This is a genomic window from Rhizobium sp. BE258, from assembly GCF_031457345.1.
In the GTDB taxonomy this organism is placed as follows: Bacteria; Pseudomonadota; Alphaproteobacteria; order Rhizobiales; family Rhizobiaceae; genus Rhizobium.
This window is the reverse complement of record NZ_JAVDWL010000006.1, coordinates 177,323-194,968: the sequence shown is the minus strand read 5'-3', so window position 1 is coordinate 194,968 and position 17,646 is coordinate 177,323. Positions and strand designations below refer to the sequence as shown.

Genomic DNA, 17,646 nt, shown 5'->3' with positions numbered 1-17,646 from the left:
GATCGCTGCCGACAGCAGGTACGAATCAAAATCAGGCAAGACCTTATTCTGCGTGGATTGATGATGATTTCGGAGAAAAACGCACCGCGCTTACCCGCGAAGCAGCAAATGACTTGAATAACAGCCATTTCAACTATCCGCGGAAGTCTATCGCGCTGTTTGTGAAGGCGCGCCCAAGACGCGCTTGCAGTGCCGCCAGCGACACTGAAGAATTGTGCCCGATACCAGCACAATAAAAACCCACCCCGCAGGGCAGCGTATCATTTACGCCACCACCCTGCATAAAGGCTTGCCCCCAAGCCTGCCCTTTACGCCCAACTCACTTCGTAAGCGATGCGTCTTCGGTTATCGTCGTTGCTGCGGTTTGCAGGTACGGGGTCTCAGGAATGGATGCGATGAAGAACATCGTAAACGCATAGACTGAGAACAGCGTCAGAGCCGCGGTCAATCGAATCATGCACTATCTCCTTATTCACAAGGAGGAGTGTGCGCCACTCTGTGCTTTTCCCAAACAGTTTTCTGAACGGCAGATGAACAAAAACTTGTTATGGGCAATTTTAACGATATTTTTACAACATTAGAGATGAAGAAAACTCACCGCAAAACCAGCATTCCGGCGTTCGCCCGCATGCTGAGATGGGCATCGACAAGGCTTCTTTCCGGGCAGGTGTGATACCGCCCGCCACATGTCTTACGCAGCGATTGCAGGTCCCGGATCATTGGCGACGACGGCAATTGCGCTGCTTCTGCAAGCGCTGACGACAAAAAGCCGATATCGAGCGGCCGCGCGAACGGCGCCATATCAACGGGCGTGCCGAAGCCGTGAATGCTGACGAAGGTGCGGTAGGCGATCGAGCGGAAGTCGGAGAGCATGGGCTCACCCGCAAGTGATTCTTCGACGAACGGGCGTGTCGCTTCGGATTGGTGATCGCCATATTCCATCACCACAGTGCCGCGGCTGCCCGGGGAGACGCGCAGGCTATCGATGAACGATGCAACTTCCTTGCGGGCGGCAATGACGCGCCGAACATATTCGTTCGCCTTGGCATCGTCGGAATACTTCGCCTCGGTGACCAGGGAAGACGGCACGATCGGCTTGTCGTAGGGACCATGCGTCATCATCGTCTGTATCGCGATCAGCAGCGGCCGGTCGTCCTTCGCGCGCTCCTCGGCGATGATCTTCCGGGCAAAATCAAAATACGGCCGGTCATCCTCCGCTTCAGCTTTGGTGCCGATCGCCTTCATGTCATAAATATCCTGGAAGCCGATCGACGTCAGGAAGGGTCCTTCGTTGACGAAGTTGTATTCCATCGGCATGACGGTCACGGTGCGGTAGCCGCATTTGGCGAGCGTCTCCGGAAAGCTGCCCTTGATCTTGTCGACCATCAGCTGCGTCACATAGGATGACTGCCAGCCGAAATCCGTCGCCGACAGCCCGGTCATCACAGCAAAGTTGGTAACCCAGGTGCCACCGCCATAGGTCTCGACATAAAGCGGACGAACAACGCCGTCCTGCGAGCGGAACGACGCCAGCGTTTCTGCCGGGGCGTTGATTTGCGGAAAGTTCGCGAGGTCCGTCTGGCTTTCGCTGAGCACCAGAACGACGTCAGGACGCTTCGTGCCGCAATCCACAGAGGCATCCATCGCCCGCATCTCAGCTGCTTCCACGTGATTGGAAAGCTCAATCCTGCCGAATGGATAGCGGATGTCAGCGAGCGAGATGAAGAAGGACGATGCGTTGTAGCCGGAAATGTAGGGCAGGTAGGCCGGCTGATCGGCGACGGCAGGCGGGAAGGTCAGATAGGTCAAGGGCAGAACCGCCGCCAGACCAGCCGCCCGCCACCTGACCTTCAGCCGCAGAGGACTGTCGAAAGCAAAGATCAGGGCAAGGCATGCGATGACCGCGAGAAGGATGCAGATCGCCGAAATCAGAATGCCCGTGTAGTTTGACGCGAGGAAACTCACCGCGGATTTGTCGGCGCCGGTGAAGATCAGATCATAGTAGTGAAGCGCAAAACCTTTGAGGTCGTATTTGACCAGCGAAGCCAGCGCGATCAGCACAACGACCGAACCCGCCGCGTAGAGCGAGAATGCATATCGCCGCGAGACCAGAAACAGGGCCGCAGCAATGACGAGCGTGATTGAAAACGTATAAGGCATGAAGCGCCAGCGCGTGTCGAGATAGCGGACCAATGCGAAGAAGAGCGCGGCCGCCATCAGCAGGCAAACCGGGTGCAAGATAAGCCGGACGGCTTTCGCAAATATACCGCGCATCGAAACCCCTCATATAAGCACTGTCGGATTTATAATTGCGGTACGCGCGTGTATCCATTCGATTGTCGCGTTAGGGTTAAATTCGGGAATGAAATAGCTGCCAGAAGTAGCACTGATCCGCTCGCGCGTGCGCATTTCGCGTCAAGAGACCGTCCTGATTAATCCTGTGAATAATGGGGATGACGCTAGCATTTCTGGACATTAGCAAATGGAAATGTTTCCTTAACCCTGTCGGCTGAGGGGCCGGCGGTTGAGGGCGCGCATATGGAAATCGAAGAGCTGCTGAACATGCAGGAGCGTGGCATTCGTGACCGCATCCTGGGCTACAGGCTGAGCGACAACCCTATGTCACACCCGGAATTCATGCCCATTTGGGACGCTGCGGCCCTTGAAGTCTGGTATGCGCGTTATGAGGCGTGGCGTTTCGGCTGGTCGATGGAAGACGCCAACCGGCGGCACTGAGAAGATAAAGAGGGCGGCTGCCGCCAAGGCGCCCCCGCTTCCTGGAACGGGCCGCGATCCCCTGTAGCGGCCCGTTTCACTTTTTTGCGGCGCTTCAGGGTTGCGCACGGCAAAATTCCGACACACAACCATGCCAGTCACAAAGTCTGACCAGCAGCATGACAGGACCCCTGAACTCATGAGACGACTGATTATTGCCGCAGCAGCACTGTCTGCAGCGACCCTTTCTTCTTCAGCCTACGCCCAAACGCAGAACTTCCCGAGCGCCGGTGTGACGACCCTTGCCGGACGATGCTCCAAGCTCGTCGTCGGCAAGCTCGATGTGTCCAAACCCTGCAAGAACGAGCTGGCCGCCGTGGCGCTGCCGAATGGCGATGTCACCTTCATCTTCACGGCGCAGGGCAAGATGCTGGGCTTTCAGGGCGACGGCAAGGCGATCAAGCCGGCCTCCAACGGAAATGCACGAATCCCTTTGACCATGGTGACGACGGGCGTCGGCCAGAAGATGACGGGTGAGGTCAAGGTCGCGGGCAGCTGCACCTTCGGCAATCCCTACGGCGGCAAGCCGGTTGCCATCGAATGCACCGCCGAGAGCAAGGACAGCACCTTCGCTGCGACCTTCCAGACCAACGGCAAGACGCCCGTGCAGCCGGCACCTGCCGCGGCACCCGCAACGCCGCAGCCGAAGCCCGCCAAGCAGAAATGATCAGATCAGGCGCACCAGGCGCCGTTTGCGCCTGGCTTGCGCGCCAGCCCCTCGGTGGTCAGCTGCGCGCCGAAGGAACGTCCATCGCGTGAGATGACCCTTGGAGCGCCGCCATTGGCGCCCTTGCCGGCCGCGTTCATGGCGAACGGCCCGGCGTTCAAAAGCTTGAAAAGCCGCGATTTGGCAGCAAAGCCGAGGCGCCGCTCGTTTTCGCAGCGCGCCGCCGAAACGTCCGGCAGAACGGCATCGGCAACGACGATCTTCTCGCCCTTGTACCAGAAGACGCCGCCGTCGCCGACGCAATTGACGTGTTCGCCCTGCCCGCAATAGCCGAAGGTGGCACTGCCGCTCAGTACGTCGGCAGGCGATGCCTTGACCGGCTGGGCCGCCGGCACGGGAATGGCCGCCGGTGGCAAGGGACGCTGCGGCTGCACCGTCGTCATCGCCATCTGTTTCGGCTCAGGCTTTGCGGCAGGCGCCTTCGGCGCATCCGGGCGGATCGCCGCCGTGATCGTCGAAGCGTCAGGAGCCTTTGCCAGCATCGGCTTGACACTCTTCCAATTGTCGTAGGTGGCAATACCGCCGACGGCGAGAAGACCGATCACCGCCCATGGCATGATGCCGCTACCGCGGCTCGCGCCCCTGCCCCGTCCCGAAGGTTTGCGGCTGCGGCCGCGCGTCGCTGTCTTCGCCATAGATCCGAATCCCGTGAGGCCCGGATTATTGGACGGCAATCCTTTCCGAAAGGTTGGCGCCGGGAGCCCGTGGCTTCCACTGCACATTTTTTCCGGCTAGGGTGGCGCCCGTCACATAGAGCCCCCATTTGGATGGTTGGACGGACGCCAGATCGATCGGTGTAAGTATGCGTTATTTTCGTTTTATCGCTTGGCCAGCTTCTGTGGCACTCGGATTGGCAGCCCTGATCGGCGCCCATGCGGCGCTCGGACAGGCAACCGGCAATTTTCACGAGGTCATCGCAGGCGAGCTTTACCGGTCGGCGCAGCCAAGCGGCGAAGACATCCAGGCATACGCGTCGCGCTATCACATCCGTACGATCCTCAATCTTCGCAACGAAAAGCGCACTGGCTGGTACCGCGATGAATCGGCCGCCGCCGCAGACCGCGGCATCACGCTGATCGATTTTCCGATGTCGTCATCCAAAGAACTGCCGATCGAGGAGGCGCAGAAGCTCGCCAAGATCATGGCAGATGCGCCCAAGCCGCTTCTCATTCACTGCGAACACGGCGCCAACCGCACAGGCCTTGCCTCGGCGATCTATGTCGGCGCGGTCAAGAAGATGAGCGAATCTGCCGCTGAGTTCCAGCTCAGCCCCTACTACGGAAACTTCGCCATCAAGGGCCTCAGCCGCTACGCGATGTACAGCTCCTGGGACAAATACGAAGAAACGATCGGCTTCTGACGCGAACAAAGCGGCGGCGGTTGCGTTAGTCAGCGAATTCACCGCTGGAGAACCGCTTCCATGGACCTCGTCCTCGCCGACATGTTTCCAGAATCCCGCATCCATTACCCCGTCATCTTCGCCCGCCTTTTCGGTGCCATCCTCCTCGGCGGCCTGATCGGCTTCGAACGCGAAGCCCGCGATCATCCGGCCGGCTTTCGCACGCATATTCTCGTCAGCCTTGCGGCCGCGCTCTTCGCGATCATCTCGATCGAGGCTGTGCACATGCCGGGCTTTACCGATGATCCGCAGGTTCGCATTGACCCGTTACGCGTCATCGAGGCGGTCACGGCAGGTGTTGCCTTCTTGGCTGCCGGCATGATCGTATTCTCTCGGGGCCGGGTCAAAGGCCTGACGACGGGTGCCGGCATGTGGCTTTCGGGCGGAATCGGCCTTGCGACGGGTTTCGGCTATTGGCCGATCGCGGTCTTTGCGACGGTTGCCGCCGTCTGCGTGCTCTACGCCTTCGGGAAGATTGAAAAGAAACTTGGAAGTGATCAGGGTTCAAAGAGCAACGGCGAGCAATAAGAACGCAAAAACGCCCGGCAATACCGGGCGTCTGATCGTCTTCCATGAATTATCGCGCGTTTACGAATTCGGAACGCGAGGGTTTCGACCCTGCAAATGCTGCGTTCCAGCTCTTGGACTCACGCTTGCCGTCCTTCTCCGAGGCTTTGCGGACTGCCTGCCATTCTTCTTCGTGCTTGAGCGAAATGTCCTGCGGCACAAGATTTGTCTTCATTCGTGTCTCACCTGTCGTTCTTGAAAACTGTTCGCGAAGTCGCAAATTCCGGTAGCCCGGCCTATTTGTCTTTGGCCTTTGCGGCGTCGGCTGCGATCTCGGGACCGCCGCGCGACAGATCGCTGCCGCTCATATGGGCGGGCACATGAACGTCGTGCCTCGGGGATTGCGGCAGTGTCAGATCGACCTGATGCGGCGGCAGAACCTGCGCCTTTTGCATCCGGTTCGGCTTCGCCCGCTTCATGCGGTCAGCAGCCTCGGTTCGTTTGTCGGGGGAGTGGGTCGAAGTCTGCATCATCGGCCTCCTTTTTGATCGCGCCCGCGATCATCCTGATCGCTCAACCTCATCCAAACGGGCGAGCCTGGGGATGGTTCCAAAGAAAGTCAGGCTGCAATCATCCGGCCCCTCTTGACTGCCTGCATAAGTTGATTACCTAAGCGTTTGTCCGTTGCCGCAGAGATGTGCGTGGTTGCCCCCCACGCGAAAAACATCGGCTTCGGATAAACACTGGTGCCGGGCCCCTCTGGCGAGAGTTTTTACGGCGCTCTCGTGATGTCGGTACCGCCTGCAAAAAGCCGGCGGATTTTCAATCGATGAAAAAGCTCCCCATGCCTTTCGCGCATGCCCGTTCTGGCATGCCGCGTTCTTCCACCACACCCACGTTCAAAAACGATGTCCGCGCCAAAGAGGTGCGGCCATGAACCAGTCTCCCAGTCAAACTTCGACCATCGGATATTTCCGCTGGTCCTTCATCGTCACGGCAGTCGGTCTGGCGCTCGGCGCGATTCTCGGCTGGCAATCGACAGGCACGATCGGCGGCATGGCGACCGTCTTCTTCATCTGCGCGGTGCTTGCCGTGCTGGAGATTTCGCTTTCTTTCGACAACGCCATCGTCAATGCCAACAAGCTGAAAGAGATGACGCCGGTCTGGCAGCACCGCTTCCTGACCTGGGGCATCATCATCGCCGTCTTCGGCATGCGCATCGTCTTCCCGCTGGCAATCGTCGTCATCGCAGCCGGTATCGGCCCGATCGACGCGATCATCCTCGCGGCTCGCGAACCGGCCGAATATGCCCGCATCATGAATGACGCCCATCTGCCGATCGCAGCCTTCGGCGGCACCTTCCTGATGATGGTCGGCCTCTCCTACTTCTTCAACAATGAGAAGGACGTGCACTGGCTCGGCTCACTGGAGCGGATGATGTCGCGCGGCGCGGCGATCAAGGGCATCGAGATCGCTGTCGTTCTCCTGCTCATCCTGCTCTTCTCGTCGCTTCTGGAAGGCGAGGAAGCCACCACCTTCGTCTATAGCGCGATCTATGGCCTCGTGACCTTCCTGGCTGTCGAAGTCATCGGCGGCCTGCTGGATGCCTCGCAGCGGGCGATGAGCGAAGCCGCCCGCGGCGGTCTCGGCGCCTTCATCTATCTGGAAGTGCTGGATGCCAGCTTCTCGTTCGACGGCGTCATCGGCGCTTTCGCGTTGACGCAGAACCTTTTCATCATCGCGATCGGCCTCGGCATCGGCGCCATGTATGTGCGCTCGATGACGATCATGCTCGTCGAAAAGGGAACGCTGACGGAATACCGTTATCTGGAACACGGCGCGTTCTACGCGATCCTGATCCTCGCGGTTATCATGTACGTGCAGACGCTGTATCACATCCCTGAGGTCATTACCGGCCTTGGCGGCGCCACGCTGATCGGCATCTCGCTCTGGTCTTCGATCCGTCATAACCGGCGCGAGGCCCTGGAGGCACCGGCCCACAGCCATGGCGCGGAACGCGTCGAGGCCTAGCCACTAGGACTGCGGCGGGGCAAGGCCGCAGTCATCAAGACAAAAATAAAGCCCGCGACCAACCGGTTGCGGGCTATTTTCATGCGTTGGTCTCAGCGGCTGTTAGCGGCGGATATGATCGAACACATCGGCATCGATACCGAGCACCTTCAGGTGGCGGCCCTGCGGACGGCGGCCTGCATCGACTGCGGCGCTGACTGCATTTGCGGCACCGATAACGGCGAAGGCGCGACCGAGGAAACCTTCACGAATGGACTTCACGTAAGACATTGTCTTTCTCGCTTTAGCTTCATTATTGACTGCTCATATATGATGCAGCGCAGCATCTACCACAAGTCGCGGAAATTCAGCGCTGCCATGCAAAAACGCCTGAGCAAGGGGCAAAACGCAAAAGCCCGGCCTTGTCAGGGCCGGGCTCGCTTCATCTTTAAGCTGTCTTATGAGCGCATCAGGCGGCGCGGGCGCGCCCAGGCATATAGCCTTGCTGGACGCCTGATTGCCCAAGCTTGAAGCGGGCGATCAGATCGCGAAGGCGGCCGCTTTCATGCGCCAGCGTGGCACCGGCCGCACTCGTTTCCTCGACCATCGCTGCATTCTGCTGCGTGACCTGATCCATCTGGTTGACCGCGGTATTCACTTCAGTGAGGCCAAGCGACTGCTCGCGGGTCGATGTCGCGATCGCTTCCATGTGCTGGTTAATGGTGACGACATAGTCACCGATCGCCGTCAGCGCATTGCCCGTTTCGCGAACCAGACGTACACCTGCTTCGACTTCGCCGGTCGACGCGCTGATCAGCGCCTTGATCTCGCGCGCGGCCTGCGCCGAGCGCTGCGCCAGTTCACGCACTTCCTGCGCGACAACCGCAAAGCCCTTGCCGGCCTCGCCTGCACGCGCCGCTTCGACACCAGCGTTCAGGGCCAGAAGGTTGGTCTGGAAGGCGATATCGTCGATGACGCCGATGATGTTGGAGATCTGGCTCGAAGACTGTTCGATCCGCTCCATCGCATGGACCGCATCCGACACAACGGCGCCGGACTTGGACGCGCTCTGATTTGCCTGAACCGCAACCGCCCTCGCCTCATCCACACGCTTGGACGAATTGGCAACGTTGGTGGTGATCTCGTCGAGAGCCGCCGCCGTCTCTTCGAGCGACGAAGCCTGACGCTCCGTGCGCTGAGACAGGTCATTGGCGCTCTGACTGATCTCGCGGCTGCCGCTGTCGATCGACGAGGCGCTGGAAGATACGGAACGCAGCACATCGGCAAGCTGCGTGATCGAGGTGTTGAAGTCCTGACGAAGAGCTTCGAAATCCGGAGCGAAGGGCTGGTCCAGCTGGAACGACAGATCGCCCGCCGCCAGATGCCTGAGACCGTTTCCGAGGCCGGAGGTCGCCTGGCGCATCTGCTCGGCCTTCACGCGATCGCTTTCGGCCGCGCGAAGACGCTGCTCTTCCGTCAGGTGGCGCTGTTGCTCGCCTTCGCGTTCGAGGCGCTTGTTGGCAAGCGCGTTCGTGCGGAACACTTCGACGGCCGACGCCATGTCGCCGATTTCGTCCGAGCGTCCCGAGAACGGGATGGCCGCCTCATCGTTGCCACCCGCGAGAACCTTCATCGACGTCGTGATGGCTTCGATCGGCCGGGCAATGCCGGTAATCGCAAAGATGACGGCCGCAATCAGAATGGCAGCGCATCCAGCGATCAGCGCGAAGGTCATGAACAGTGTCGACTGGAAGAGGCTGGCGCCTTCCAGGTGGATTTTTTCCGAGCTCGCGGTGTTGAAGTCGAGAAGGTCGTTCAGGTATCCGGCCGCCTTGGCCATCTTGGCCTGCATATCGCCCGAAAGCAGTGCTTTCGCTTCGCCATCCTTGCCGGCTGCCGAAAGCGCCACCATCTCCTGCGCGGCCTGCTTGTAGTCGGCGATGCCGCCTTCGATCGCCTTGATCAGTTCCGCGCCCTTGGCGGTGGTGATCAGCGGCCGGTATTTGTCGATTTGCTTGGCCAGCGCGTCGTTACGCTCGGCGATCAGCGCCTCGGCTGCCTTCATCTCCTCAGGCGTGCCTGCAAGAATATGTGTCGAATAGGCATTGTCGAGACGGTAGAAAGCGCTCTCGATGCTCTTGCCGGTCGCGATTTTCGGGATCCAGTTGGAAGCGATCACCTCGGTCTGGCCATTCAGCGTGCTCATGCCGCTGATCGACATCCAGGCAAGCAATCCGAACATGAGGGCGATAACAGCGAAGATCGCTGACAATAGCATTTTGATGCGGGGGCGTTTCATCTCGGTATCCTGAAAATTTAAAGTCGCAAGTATTCGATTTGAGCAATATGGGAAGACGAAGCCGTGCCGCGTCAAATCCAATACAATTGTCTCTAGATACGCACCGACGGATTAAAGCTGCATTAACCCAACAAAACACTTTTCATCTATTAATTGTAGAAACAACGAGCGCGGGAATTTCTTCAATGATCCGCATTTCTGTCTCATCAAACGGAAAAACCGGCCCGCTTTCACGGGCCGGCTCACAGGTAGGGGTTCGATGCCGTCTTTTTGTTAGTCTTCGTTTGCGGCGAGCTGGGAAAGGACCTGCCCCCGTCCGCGCAAGCGAAGGATTAGCGGAATGATGAATGCCGCAGCAGCGACAAGCAGCAGGCCGGCTGCGATCGGCGACATGACGAGGGTCGTCAGGTCGCCCTGGCTGATTGCCAAGGCACGGCGCAGCTGCTGCTCGGCAAGCGGCCCGAGGATCAGGCCGACGACGACAGGCGCAATCGGATAGCCGAACAGGCGCATCACGTAGCCGAGAATGCCGAAGGCCAGGAGCATGCCGAGCTCGAACACCGACGGATTGGCGCCGATCGTACCCAGCGTCGCAAACAGCAGGATGCCAGCATAGAGCCACGGCTTGGGGATCGTCAGCAGACGCACCCAGAGACCGATCAGCGGCAGGTTGAGAACCAGCAGCATGGCATTGGCGAGCAGCAGGCTGGCAATCAGGCCCCAGACGAGCTGCGGATTGGTGGCAAACAGCAGCGGACCCGGCTGCAGACCATACTGCTGGAAACCGGCGAGCATGATCGCGGCGGTCGCAGACGTCGGCAGACCGAGCGTCAGCAGTGGCACGAGGGTACCGGCAGCCGAAGCATTGTTGGCGGCCTCAGGACCGGCAACGCCCTCGATGGCACCCTTTCCGAACTCTTCCGGGTTCTTGGAAAGGCGCTTTTCGGTCGCGTAGGACAGGAAGGTACCGATTTCAGCACCACCGGCCGGCATCGCGCCGATCGGGAAGCCGATCACGGTTCCGCGTAGCCAGGCCTTCCAGGAACGGCTCCAATCTTCAGCCGTCATCCAGAGCGAGCCCTTCACGGCCTCGACCTTGTCGGCCACCTTGTCACCCTGAGCGGCGATATAGAGCGTTTCGCCGATGGCAAACATGGCGACAGCAAGCGTCGTCACTTCGATGCCGTCGAGAAGATCCGGGATGCCGAAGGAGAGGCGCGCCTGGCCGGTCTGCTGGTCGATGCCGACCATGGCGAGCGCAAAGCCGATAAACAGCGATGTCAGACCGCGCAGCGCGGAATCACCGAAAGCCGAGGAAACGGTGACGAAGGCGAGGATCATCAGCGCAAAATACTCGCGCGGACCGAAGACCAGCGCCAGCTTGACGATGTAGGGCGCGATGAAGGCGAGACCAAGCGTGGCGATCAGGCCGGCGACGAAGGAGCCGATGGCAGCTGTGGCAAGTGCCGGACCGCCGCGTCCGGCGCGGGCCATCTTGTTGCCCTCGAGCGCGGTGACGATCGACGAGCTTTCACCTGGCGTGTTAAGAAGGATCGAGGTCGTCGAGCCGCCATACATGCCGCCGTAATAGATGCCGGCAAACATGATCAGCGAGCCGCCCGGATCGAGCTTGTAGGTGGCGGGAAGCAGCAACGCGACGGTCAGCGCCGGGCCGATGCCCGGGAGGACGCCGACGGCGGTGCCGAGCATGACGCCGATAAAGGCGAAGAGCAGGTTCATCGGCTGAAATGCGACAGCCAGGCCCTGCAGAAGGAATTCGAAAGTGCTCATGGGGGCTGCACCTTAGAAGAACAGATGTTCAAGCCAGCCGGCAGGCAGCGTCAGCTGCAGCAGCTTGGCGAAGATCACCCATACGATGAAACTCAGGACGATGCCGACCGGGATCGAGATCCACAGCTGACGCTTGCCGAAACCGCGCGCGGTCAGGGCGAAGAGCAGGCCCGTCGCGATCGAGAACCCTGCGATACGCAGGAAGATCATCTGACAGGCAAGACCGGCAATCACCCAGAGAACGGGTGGTACTTCCTGCTTTTCGCGCTCGGGAAATTCACCACGCCAGGCTTCGGCAACTGTCCAGAGACCGAGAGCCGCCAGGCCGAAGGCGACGAATTCCGGCACGGTCGACGGACCGATACGATCGTACTGCGCGATGGCGCTGAGATGCGAGGCATCCCAGAACATGATGCCAGCAATGGCGAAAAGAAAGACGGCAATAGCCAGCGCCGCCCAATCAGGGCGGCGCTTCGTTGCCGAGGGGGTGTTGCCCTCAATCATTTTACCAGTCCGATATCTTTGAGGATGCTTTCGGTCGAAGCGACGTCCTTGTCGAGCTGAGCCTTGAAGTCATCGCCCGAGAGGTAGGTGTCTGCCCAACCCTTGGTCTTCAGCACTTCCTGCCAGGCAGCAGACTTATGCAGCTTTTCGACGTCAGCCGAAATCGCCTTGACTTCTTCGTCCGTCAGACCGGGAGCCGCGGCAACCATGCGCCAGTTCTGGATGGTCACATCGGTACCAGCTTCCTTCAGCGTCGGTGCATCAATGCCGTCGAGGCGGGCATCGCTCGAAACGGCGAGCAGGCGCAGCGTCCCAGCCTTAACCTGCGATTCGAATTCGCTGTAGCTGGAGATACCGGCGGTAACCTGACCACCGAGGATAGCAGCAAGCGCTTCGCCACCGCCCGAGAAAGCGACGTAGTTGACCTTCGTAGGATCGACGCCCGAAGCCTTGGCGATCAGGCCAGCCGTAATGTGGTCGGTACCACCGGCAGAACCACCGCCCCAGGACACAGCGCCCGGATCAGCCTTCAGCTTGGTGACGAGATCAGCCAGCGTCTTGATGTCGGAGGCTGCAGGAACGACGACGGCTTCGTATTCGCCGGTCAGACGGGCGATCGGCGTAACGTCCTTCAGGGTCACGGCAGACTTGTTGGTCAGTAGCGCGCCGACCATGACATAGCCGCCGACGATCAGGGCGTTCGGGTTACCGGCGCTCTGGTTGGCAAACTGCGCGAGGCCGATGGCGCCGCCAGCGCCCGGAACGTTCTGAACCTGAACGTTGCCGGAGATGCCTTCCTGCTGCAGCACGGTCTGCAGCGAACGGGCCGTCTGGTCCCAGCCGCCGCCCGGTGCTGCCGGAGCGATGATGGTGTAATCGGCCGCAGCGGCCGGCAGCGCGATGGCGGCTGCGAAGAGAGTGGCAATAAATGTATGTTTCAAGACGTGTCCTCCTTGAGCGCGGATAGATGCCGCGTCATTGCTGTCAGGGATCGGGGAACACGCCACTGGCGAACGAGCTATCGATCGCGCGTGAACGGCAAGTCCTCCCGAAACTTCCTCCGCCTCCACGGAGAAGAAGTGTCCGAACGCACCACAAGAAGCTGTCATTTAGCTGACACCGGCCACACATCCAGAGGCTGATGACACTTTTTTGCCGCAATTTCGCTCGGCATCGCCGGAAACGAAAGCGGCCGGTCCGCATTTACGCGGACCGGCCGTAAGGTCATCCTGTGCTGAAAATCTGCCTTTGCGGCTTAGAATTCAGACCATTCCTGTTGCACGGCAGCGTTGCCGTGGCTGCGATAGACCGGCGCCGGTGCCCGCGGAGCACTACGAGCCATCGCAGACGCGGTGCGGCGCAAGGCTTCCACGTCCGAAGACGAGGCATGATGGCTTTCGCCCGACAGCTTGAAATTGGCGATCAGGTCGCGAAGGCGGACGGCTTCGGTGGCGAGTGTCGCGCTAGCCGCATTGGTTTCCTCGACCATCGCGGCGTTCTGCTGGGTCACCTGGTCCATCTGGTTAACGGCGCTGTTGACTTCGCTCAGTCCGGTGGACTGCTCACGCGAGGACGTCGCGATCGCATCCATGTGCTGGTTGATCGAGACGATCAGGTTCTCAATCGTCTTCAACGCATCGCCGGTTTCGCGAACCAGCTGAACGCCGCCCTGCACTTCGACCGAAGAATTGCGGATCAGGTCCTTGATCTGCTTGGCAGCTTCAGCCGAGCGCTGGGCGAGCTCGCGCACTTCCTGTGCAACGACGGCAAAGCCCTTGCCGGCTTCACCGGCACGCGCCGCCTCGACACCGGCATTCAGAGCCAGAAGGTTGGTCTGGAAGGCAATCTCGTCGATGACGCCGATAATGCTGGAGATCTGGTTCGAAGACTGCTCGATCTTCTGCATGGCGTTGACGGCGTTGGACACCACCTGCCCGGATCGTGCCGCACTCTCGTTCGCCTGGATAGCGACCTGGCGAGCCTCATCGGCGCGCTTGGAGGAGTTAGAGACATTGACCGTGATCTCGTCGAGTGCAGCAGCGGTTTCTTCGAGCGAGGCGGCCTGCTGTTCGGTGCGCTTCGACAGGTCGTCGGCGCCGCTGCCGATTTCGCGGGTGCCGGTGTCGATCGCACCGGCCGACGAGGCGATGGACTTCATCGTGTTGCCGAGCTGCATGACGGCATCGTTCAGATCCTGACGCAGCGGCTCGAAATCAGGCGCGAAGGCGTCGTTGAGCTGGAAGCTCAGATCACCTGCCGCCAGGCGCTTGAGACCGGAAGCGAGACCAGCAGTTGCCTCGACCAGGCGTGTCTGTGCGGCAGCTTCGGCTTCGCGGGTCAGGCGGGCGCGGTCAGCCTCGGCCCGCACGCGACTTGCTTCCGCATCGCTCTGCAGCTTGATGTTCTCGATCGCCGCCTGACGGAAAATCTCGACGGCCTTTGCCATCTCGCCGATCTCATCGCCGCGATGGGCATCAGCAATCGTCAGATGCGTGTCGCCATTGGCAAGCGAACGCATCGCGCCGGTGATACGGCCGATGGCGTTGGCGATACCGGCAATGCCGAAATAGGCCGCGCCGCAGACGAGCAGCGCGCTGACGCCGAGAATGACGCTGAGCAGCAGAAGCGTGCGGCTGAACTCCGAACGGTTTTCGGCAGCGGCGCTGGCGGCCAGGGCCTGATTGGACTTCACCACCTTGTCGACGCTTGCCGCCAGTTCGTCGGCGATCGGGCCGAGATCCTTGTCGAAAGCATCGATTGCCTTCTGCTTTTCGCCGGCCTTAACGAGAGCGATCAGGTTGTCGCCAGCCGCAACATATTTCGAGGACGTATCGTCGATCGAGGTGAAGGCCTCACGCTCGGCGTCGGTATTGACCTGATCCTTGAAGTCGGCGACGGCCTTCAAGAGAGCCGCCTGCTTGGTCTTGATCTTCTTCACGAAGCCATCGGCACCACCTTCCGTACGGCCCATGACGTAATCGCCATATGAACCACGCAGCGAGTAACGTGCGAGCTGGATGTCGTTTGCCTTGGACACGCCGGGCAGATAGCTGGTCGCAAAATCGTCGGCGTTCTCGTTGAACGTGCTCAGGCTGCGCAGCGAAATATAGCCCGTCAGGGCAAACAGGATGGCGATCAGCGAGAATATGCCGATCATCGATGCTTTGACGTTGGGACGCTTCATGAAAAGAACCTCTGAAAAGGGGAACCGGGCATCCGCGATGCATAGCTCCTGGCAGTGTGGTGAGAATTGGCTTGCAGCATCATGCCGCCCGCACGGCCGTTCGGGACGACGCCGCGCCTGTCGTTTCATAGTGAGAATAACCACCGGTTTTCGATTAATTTTCGCTAAATGCCGACTATAAAATTTGACAATGAAAACAACGAAATTTGTAAAAAGAGATGTAAAGAACAGCATTTTCGGATGATTTCAGATGAACTAAGTTTTTCTTACTTCATGAGTAAAATTTTCTTCTGCAGAAACAGCATCAACATTTCATATTTCGAATATTCTCAAGTAATGTCGAGGCAACGGAAAGAAGCCTCGCTGCCACAACGAAACCACGCTTGCGCCGCCGCCGCTTTCGGGAAAAGAATGTCGCATGACCATCCCGCGCGCCCACCCGTTTCATTTCGACCCAACCTATGGCGCCACTTTGCCGGCGCTGGAATCGATCCGTCCGCCGGCAGCGCCGGATGGTTTCGATGCGTTCTGGAATGCGCGATACGCAAAGGCGATCAACGCCGATCCCAAACCCTCGCTCTCCCGCAGCGAGCTGCAGCATGCGGACTGGAATGTCCTCGATATCTCCTATGCATCGACGGACGGAGTCGCGATCGGCGGCTGGCTGCTGCTGCCAAAGCGAAGTGCAATCAAGCGCGGCTTGGTGGTTGGCCATGGCTACGGCGGACGCGATCAGCCGGAATTCGACGTGCCTGTGGAAGAAACCGCCGTCCTGTTCTTCTGCGCCCGCGGCATGTCGCGAAGCGCCCACCCGCCAATTCCCTCAGAGGCCAGCGGCCATGTACTTCATGGCATCGAAAGCCGCGACAGCTATGTGATCGGCGGCTGCGTCGAGGATATCTGGCTGGCCGTCTCGGCCCTGATCGAACTCTATCCTTGGCTGGAAGGCCGCATCGGCTATTCGGGTGTCAGCTTCGGCGGCGGGCTGGGTGCCCTGGCGATCCCGTTCGACACCAGGATCGACCGCGGCTTTCTCGCCGTTCCGACATTCGGAAACCGTCCGCTCTGGCTGCGGTTGCCGACGGTGGGCAGCGCTGATTCCGTGCAGCAATATCAGCGCAAGCACGGCAATGTGCTTGAAACGCTGCGCTTCTTCGATGCGGCAACGGCTGCAACACGCATCAAGGTGCCGATGCTTGTCGCCGCAGCGCGTTTCGATCCCGCCGTCGCGCCACCCTGCCAGTTTTCGGTCGCCAATGCCCTGCCGGGATCCAAGGAGATCTTCGTTCTCGATGCCGGTCACTTCGACTATGACGGTGCCGCCGAACAGAACGAAGAGCTGCGCACCAAGGTCGCCCTATTCTTCACTGCCGGCGCAGAACCTCATTCCAATGCGCAATCAGCCGCGCCCGCTTCACCTGATCGAGATAGACCATCAGTCCCGGACTGACAGGAACCGGCTTCAGCTGGGCGCCAAGCAGTTCCTGCATCGTATTGGCGGTATTGTCGCCGGCAACTTCGGGGCTGACGGCCGGGATTTGCAGTTCGCGCGCCATGATCGTCTGCCCCTGCTTCGACATGAAGAAGGACAGATATTGCCGCCCAAGTTCCGGATCGGCAGCGGCCTGCGGCACAAGACCGATGCGCGACATGACGACCGTATAGTCCTTCGGCAGCACGATGCCGACATCGGGATGCCGTGCCGCCCAATCGGCGGCGTAGGAGCCGAGGATATTGTACCCGAGCACGAAGCGGCCGTCAGCGACACGCTCCAGGATCGCCGAGCTTGTGGAATAGAGCTTGACGCCCGCCGCCCCCATCGCCCCGATCACCGACCATATATCGCCGAACTGCTCCTGATCGCGCGCCATGAACAGGAAGCCGACGCCGGAGCGCTCGATGTCATAGGTACCGATCCGGCCATAGACGCTATTTCCCTTGCGCTTCAGGTAATCGACGAACTCGGCCCGCGAGGATGGCACCGGCTCATGTACGAAACTCGGCTTGTGATAGACGAAGACGGCGGGCTCGAAGGTCAGCGCATAGGCGGTGTTGCGCCAGTTCGCCCATTTCGGCCACTGCCCGCTCATCGGCAGGTTGCTTACTTGCGCATAGCCGTCGTTCGACAGCTTTACCTGCAGATCCATGGCGGATGAGAAGGCAAAGTCGGCGGTCTTCTTGCCGGCATCGGTCTCCCGCACAATGCGATCGTAGATTTCCCCGGTCAGCATATCCTCGTAGCGGATCGCCACATCGGGATTGGCATCCTGGAAGCCTGTGATCATCGGCTTGGCCAAAGGCTCGTCGAGTGACGAATAGACAGTCAGCACCCGCGCATCCGCCTTTCCGGATTTCGACGGGTAGAAGGTCTGGTTGCCATAGGCAAAGCCCGGACAGAGCATCAGTAAAAGTATGAAAAGTCTCCTCATCCGCAAAGGATTGCATGCGTA

At 59.9% G+C, this 17,646-nt stretch carries 18 protein-coding genes; 6 read left to right on the top strand and 12 right to left on the bottom strand.

Going from position 1 to position 17,646, the window contains the following annotated elements:
• Window positions 1-319: 319 nt before the first annotated feature.
• Window positions 320-457 carry a hypothetical protein gene (locus J2X43_RS21480; protein ID WP_199628999.1) on the bottom strand — a complete coding sequence of 46 codons (138 nt, stop codon included), beginning with the start codon at window positions 455-457 and terminating at the stop codon, window positions 320-322.
• A 137-nt stretch (window positions 458-594) separates the two neighbouring features.
• The gene (locus tag J2X43_RS21475) at window positions 595-2,274 is read right to left on the bottom strand and encodes a sulfatase-like hydrolase/transferase (protein ID WP_310297028.1); all 1,680 of its coding nucleotides are present in this window, start codon (window positions 2,272-2,274) and stop codon (window positions 595-597) included.
• Between the two features lie 264 nt (window positions 2,275-2,538).
• Here J2X43_RS21475 and J2X43_RS21470 point away from each other — a divergent pair, with 264 nt between their 5' ends.
• Window positions 2,539-2,736, top strand: a complete 198-nt coding sequence (locus tag J2X43_RS21470) for a CrpP-related protein (RefSeq protein WP_112385546.1) — start codon at window positions 2,539-2,541, stop codon at window positions 2,734-2,736.
• Window positions 2,737-2,914: 178 nt separating this feature from the next.
• Entirely contained in the window at window positions 2,915-3,442 is a 528-nt protein-coding gene (locus tag J2X43_RS21465; protein WP_112385547.1) for a hypothetical protein, read from the top strand.
• Window positions 3,443-3,447: 5 nt separating this feature from the next.
• Here J2X43_RS21465 and J2X43_RS21460 read toward each other — a convergent pair whose 3' ends face one another.
• Window positions 3,448-4,137, bottom strand: a complete 690-nt coding sequence (locus J2X43_RS21460; protein ID WP_310297023.1) for a hypothetical protein — start codon at window positions 4,135-4,137, stop codon at window positions 3,448-3,450.
• 167 nt (window positions 4,138-4,304) lie between these two features.
• Between J2X43_RS21460 and J2X43_RS21455 the strand changes: the two genes are divergently transcribed.
• Together J2X43_RS21455 and J2X43_RS21450 are read left to right on the top strand one after the other, a co-directional pair.
• The gene (locus tag J2X43_RS21455) at window positions 4,305-4,862 is read left to right on the top strand and encodes a fused DSP-PTPase phosphatase/NAD kinase-like protein (RefSeq protein ID WP_112538027.1); all 558 of its coding nucleotides are present in this window, start codon (window positions 4,305-4,307) and stop codon (window positions 4,860-4,862) included.
• 60 nt (window positions 4,863-4,922) lie between these two features.
• On the top strand, window positions 4,923-5,429 hold the full coding sequence (locus tag J2X43_RS21450; RefSeq protein ID WP_112385550.1) for an MgtC/SapB family protein: 507 nt from the start codon (window positions 4,923-4,925) through the stop codon (window positions 5,427-5,429).
• Window positions 5,430-5,478: 49 nt separating this feature from the next.
• Here the strand turns inward: J2X43_RS21450 and J2X43_RS21445 are convergent, their stop codons facing one another.
• Entirely contained in the window at window positions 5,479-5,643 is a 165-nt protein-coding gene (locus tag J2X43_RS21445) for a hypothetical protein (protein WP_310297016.1), read from the bottom strand.
• Between the two features lie 61 nt (window positions 5,644-5,704).
• The gene (locus J2X43_RS21440; RefSeq protein WP_310297013.1) at window positions 5,705-5,941 is read right to left on the bottom strand and encodes a hypothetical protein; all 237 of its coding nucleotides are present in this window, start codon (window positions 5,939-5,941) and stop codon (window positions 5,705-5,707) included.
• 400 nt (window positions 5,942-6,341) lie between these two features.
• Here J2X43_RS21440 and J2X43_RS21435 point away from each other — a divergent pair, with 400 nt between their 5' ends.
• The gene (locus J2X43_RS21435; protein ID WP_310297010.1) at window positions 6,342-7,439 is read left to right on the top strand and encodes a DUF475 domain-containing protein; all 1,098 of its coding nucleotides are present in this window, start codon (window positions 6,342-6,344) and stop codon (window positions 7,437-7,439) included.
• A 102-nt stretch (window positions 7,440-7,541) separates the two neighbouring features.
• On the opposite strand, the gene J2X43_RS21430 is transcribed toward J2X43_RS21435, so the two are convergent.
• From J2X43_RS21430 to J2X43_RS21405, 6 genes are all read right to left on the bottom strand, one after another.
• Window positions 7,542-7,709 (bottom strand): hypothetical protein, encoded by a 168-nt coding sequence (locus J2X43_RS21430; protein WP_310297006.1) that lies wholly within the window; start codon window positions 7,707-7,709, stop codon window positions 7,542-7,544.
• Between the two features lie 178 nt (window positions 7,710-7,887).
• Window positions 7,888-9,717 carry a HAMP domain-containing methyl-accepting chemotaxis protein gene (locus J2X43_RS21425; RefSeq protein ID WP_310297003.1) on the bottom strand — a complete coding sequence of 610 codons (1,830 nt, stop codon included), beginning with the start codon at window positions 9,715-9,717 and terminating at the stop codon, window positions 7,888-7,890.
• A gap of 273 nt (window positions 9,718-9,990) precedes the next feature.
• Window positions 9,991-11,508, bottom strand: a complete 1,518-nt coding sequence (locus tag J2X43_RS21420; RefSeq protein ID WP_112516787.1) for a tripartite tricarboxylate transporter permease — start codon at window positions 11,506-11,508, stop codon at window positions 9,991-9,993.
• 12 nt (window positions 11,509-11,520) lie between these two features.
• Window positions 11,521-12,012 carry a tripartite tricarboxylate transporter TctB family protein gene (locus J2X43_RS21415; protein WP_112516788.1) on the bottom strand — a complete coding sequence of 164 codons (492 nt, stop codon included), beginning with the start codon at window positions 12,010-12,012 and terminating at the stop codon, window positions 11,521-11,523.
• Window positions 12,009-12,953, bottom strand: a complete 945-nt coding sequence (locus J2X43_RS21410; protein WP_310296998.1) for a tripartite tricarboxylate transporter substrate binding protein — start codon at window positions 12,951-12,953, stop codon at window positions 12,009-12,011. Before J2X43_RS21410 ends, J2X43_RS21415 begins: the two co-directional genes overlap by 4 nt.
• A gap of 314 nt (window positions 12,954-13,267) precedes the next feature.
• On the bottom strand, window positions 13,268-15,196 hold the full coding sequence (locus J2X43_RS21405) for a HAMP domain-containing methyl-accepting chemotaxis protein (RefSeq protein ID WP_310296995.1): 1,929 nt from the start codon (window positions 15,194-15,196) through the stop codon (window positions 13,268-13,270).
• A gap of 418 nt (window positions 15,197-15,614) precedes the next feature.
• Between J2X43_RS21405 and J2X43_RS21400 the strand changes: the two genes are divergently transcribed.
• Window positions 15,615-16,646 carry an acetylxylan esterase gene (locus J2X43_RS21400; protein ID WP_310296993.1) on the top strand — a complete coding sequence of 344 codons (1,032 nt, stop codon included), beginning with the start codon at window positions 15,615-15,617 and terminating at the stop codon, window positions 16,644-16,646.
• Here J2X43_RS21400 and J2X43_RS21395 read toward each other — a convergent pair.
• Window positions 16,561-17,625 (bottom strand): ABC transporter substrate-binding protein, encoded by a 1,065-nt coding sequence (locus J2X43_RS21395; RefSeq protein WP_310296991.1) that lies wholly within the window; start codon window positions 17,623-17,625, stop codon window positions 16,561-16,563. The two genes, J2X43_RS21400 and J2X43_RS21395, sit on opposite strands and share 86 nt — an antisense overlap.
• Between the last annotated feature and the right edge of the window lie 21 nt (window positions 17,626-17,646).

Coding starts and splice junctions, on each gene's coding strand:
- J2X43_RS21455 (WP_112538027.1), top strand. CDS start 4,305: ATGCGTTATTTTCGTTTTATCGCTTGGCCAGCTTCTGTGGCACTCGGA.
- J2X43_RS21395 (WP_310296991.1), bottom strand. CDS start 17,625: ATGAGGAGACTTTTCATACTTTTACTGATGCTCTGTCCGGGCTTTGCC.
- J2X43_RS21400 (WP_310296993.1), top strand. CDS start 15,615: ATGACCATCCCGCGCGCCCACCCGTTTCATTTCGACCCAACCTATGGC.
- J2X43_RS21405 (WP_310296995.1), bottom strand. CDS start 15,196: ATGAAGCGTCCCAACGTCAAAGCATCGATGATCGGCATATTCTCGCTG.
- J2X43_RS21480 (WP_199628999.1), bottom strand. CDS start 457: ATGATTCGATTGACCGCGGCTCTGACGCTGTTCTCAGTCTATGCGTTT.
- J2X43_RS21415 (WP_112516788.1), bottom strand. CDS start 12,012: ATGATTGAGGGCAACACCCCCTCGGCAACGAAGCGCCGCCCTGATTGG.
- J2X43_RS21420 (WP_112516787.1), bottom strand. CDS start 11,508: ATGAGCACTTTCGAATTCCTTCTGCAGGGCCTGGCTGTCGCATTTCAG.
- J2X43_RS21460 (WP_310297023.1), bottom strand. CDS start 4,137: ATGGCGAAGACAGCGACGCGCGGCCGCAGCCGCAAACCTTCGGGACGG.
- J2X43_RS21425 (WP_310297003.1), bottom strand. CDS start 9,717: ATGAAACGCCCCCGCATCAAAATGCTATTGTCAGCGATCTTCGCTGTT.
- J2X43_RS21435 (WP_310297010.1), top strand. CDS start 6,342: ATGAACCAGTCTCCCAGTCAAACTTCGACCATCGGATATTTCCGCTGG.
- J2X43_RS21465 (WP_112385547.1), top strand. CDS start 2,915: ATGAGACGACTGATTATTGCCGCAGCAGCACTGTCTGCAGCGACCCTT.
- J2X43_RS21450 (WP_112385550.1), top strand. CDS start 4,923: ATGGACCTCGTCCTCGCCGACATGTTTCCAGAATCCCGCATCCATTAC.
- J2X43_RS21445 (WP_310297016.1), bottom strand. CDS start 5,643: ATGAAGACAAATCTTGTGCCGCAGGACATTTCGCTCAAGCACGAAGAA.
- J2X43_RS21475 (WP_310297028.1), bottom strand. CDS start 2,274: ATGCGCGGTATATTTGCGAAAGCCGTCCGGCTTATCTTGCACCCGGTT.
- J2X43_RS21440 (WP_310297013.1), bottom strand. CDS start 5,941: ATGATGCAGACTTCGACCCACTCCCCCGACAAACGAACCGAGGCTGCT.
- J2X43_RS21430 (WP_310297006.1), bottom strand. CDS start 7,709: ATGTCTTACGTGAAGTCCATTCGTGAAGGTTTCCTCGGTCGCGCCTTC.
- J2X43_RS21470 (WP_112385546.1), top strand. CDS start 2,539: ATGGAAATCGAAGAGCTGCTGAACATGCAGGAGCGTGGCATTCGTGAC.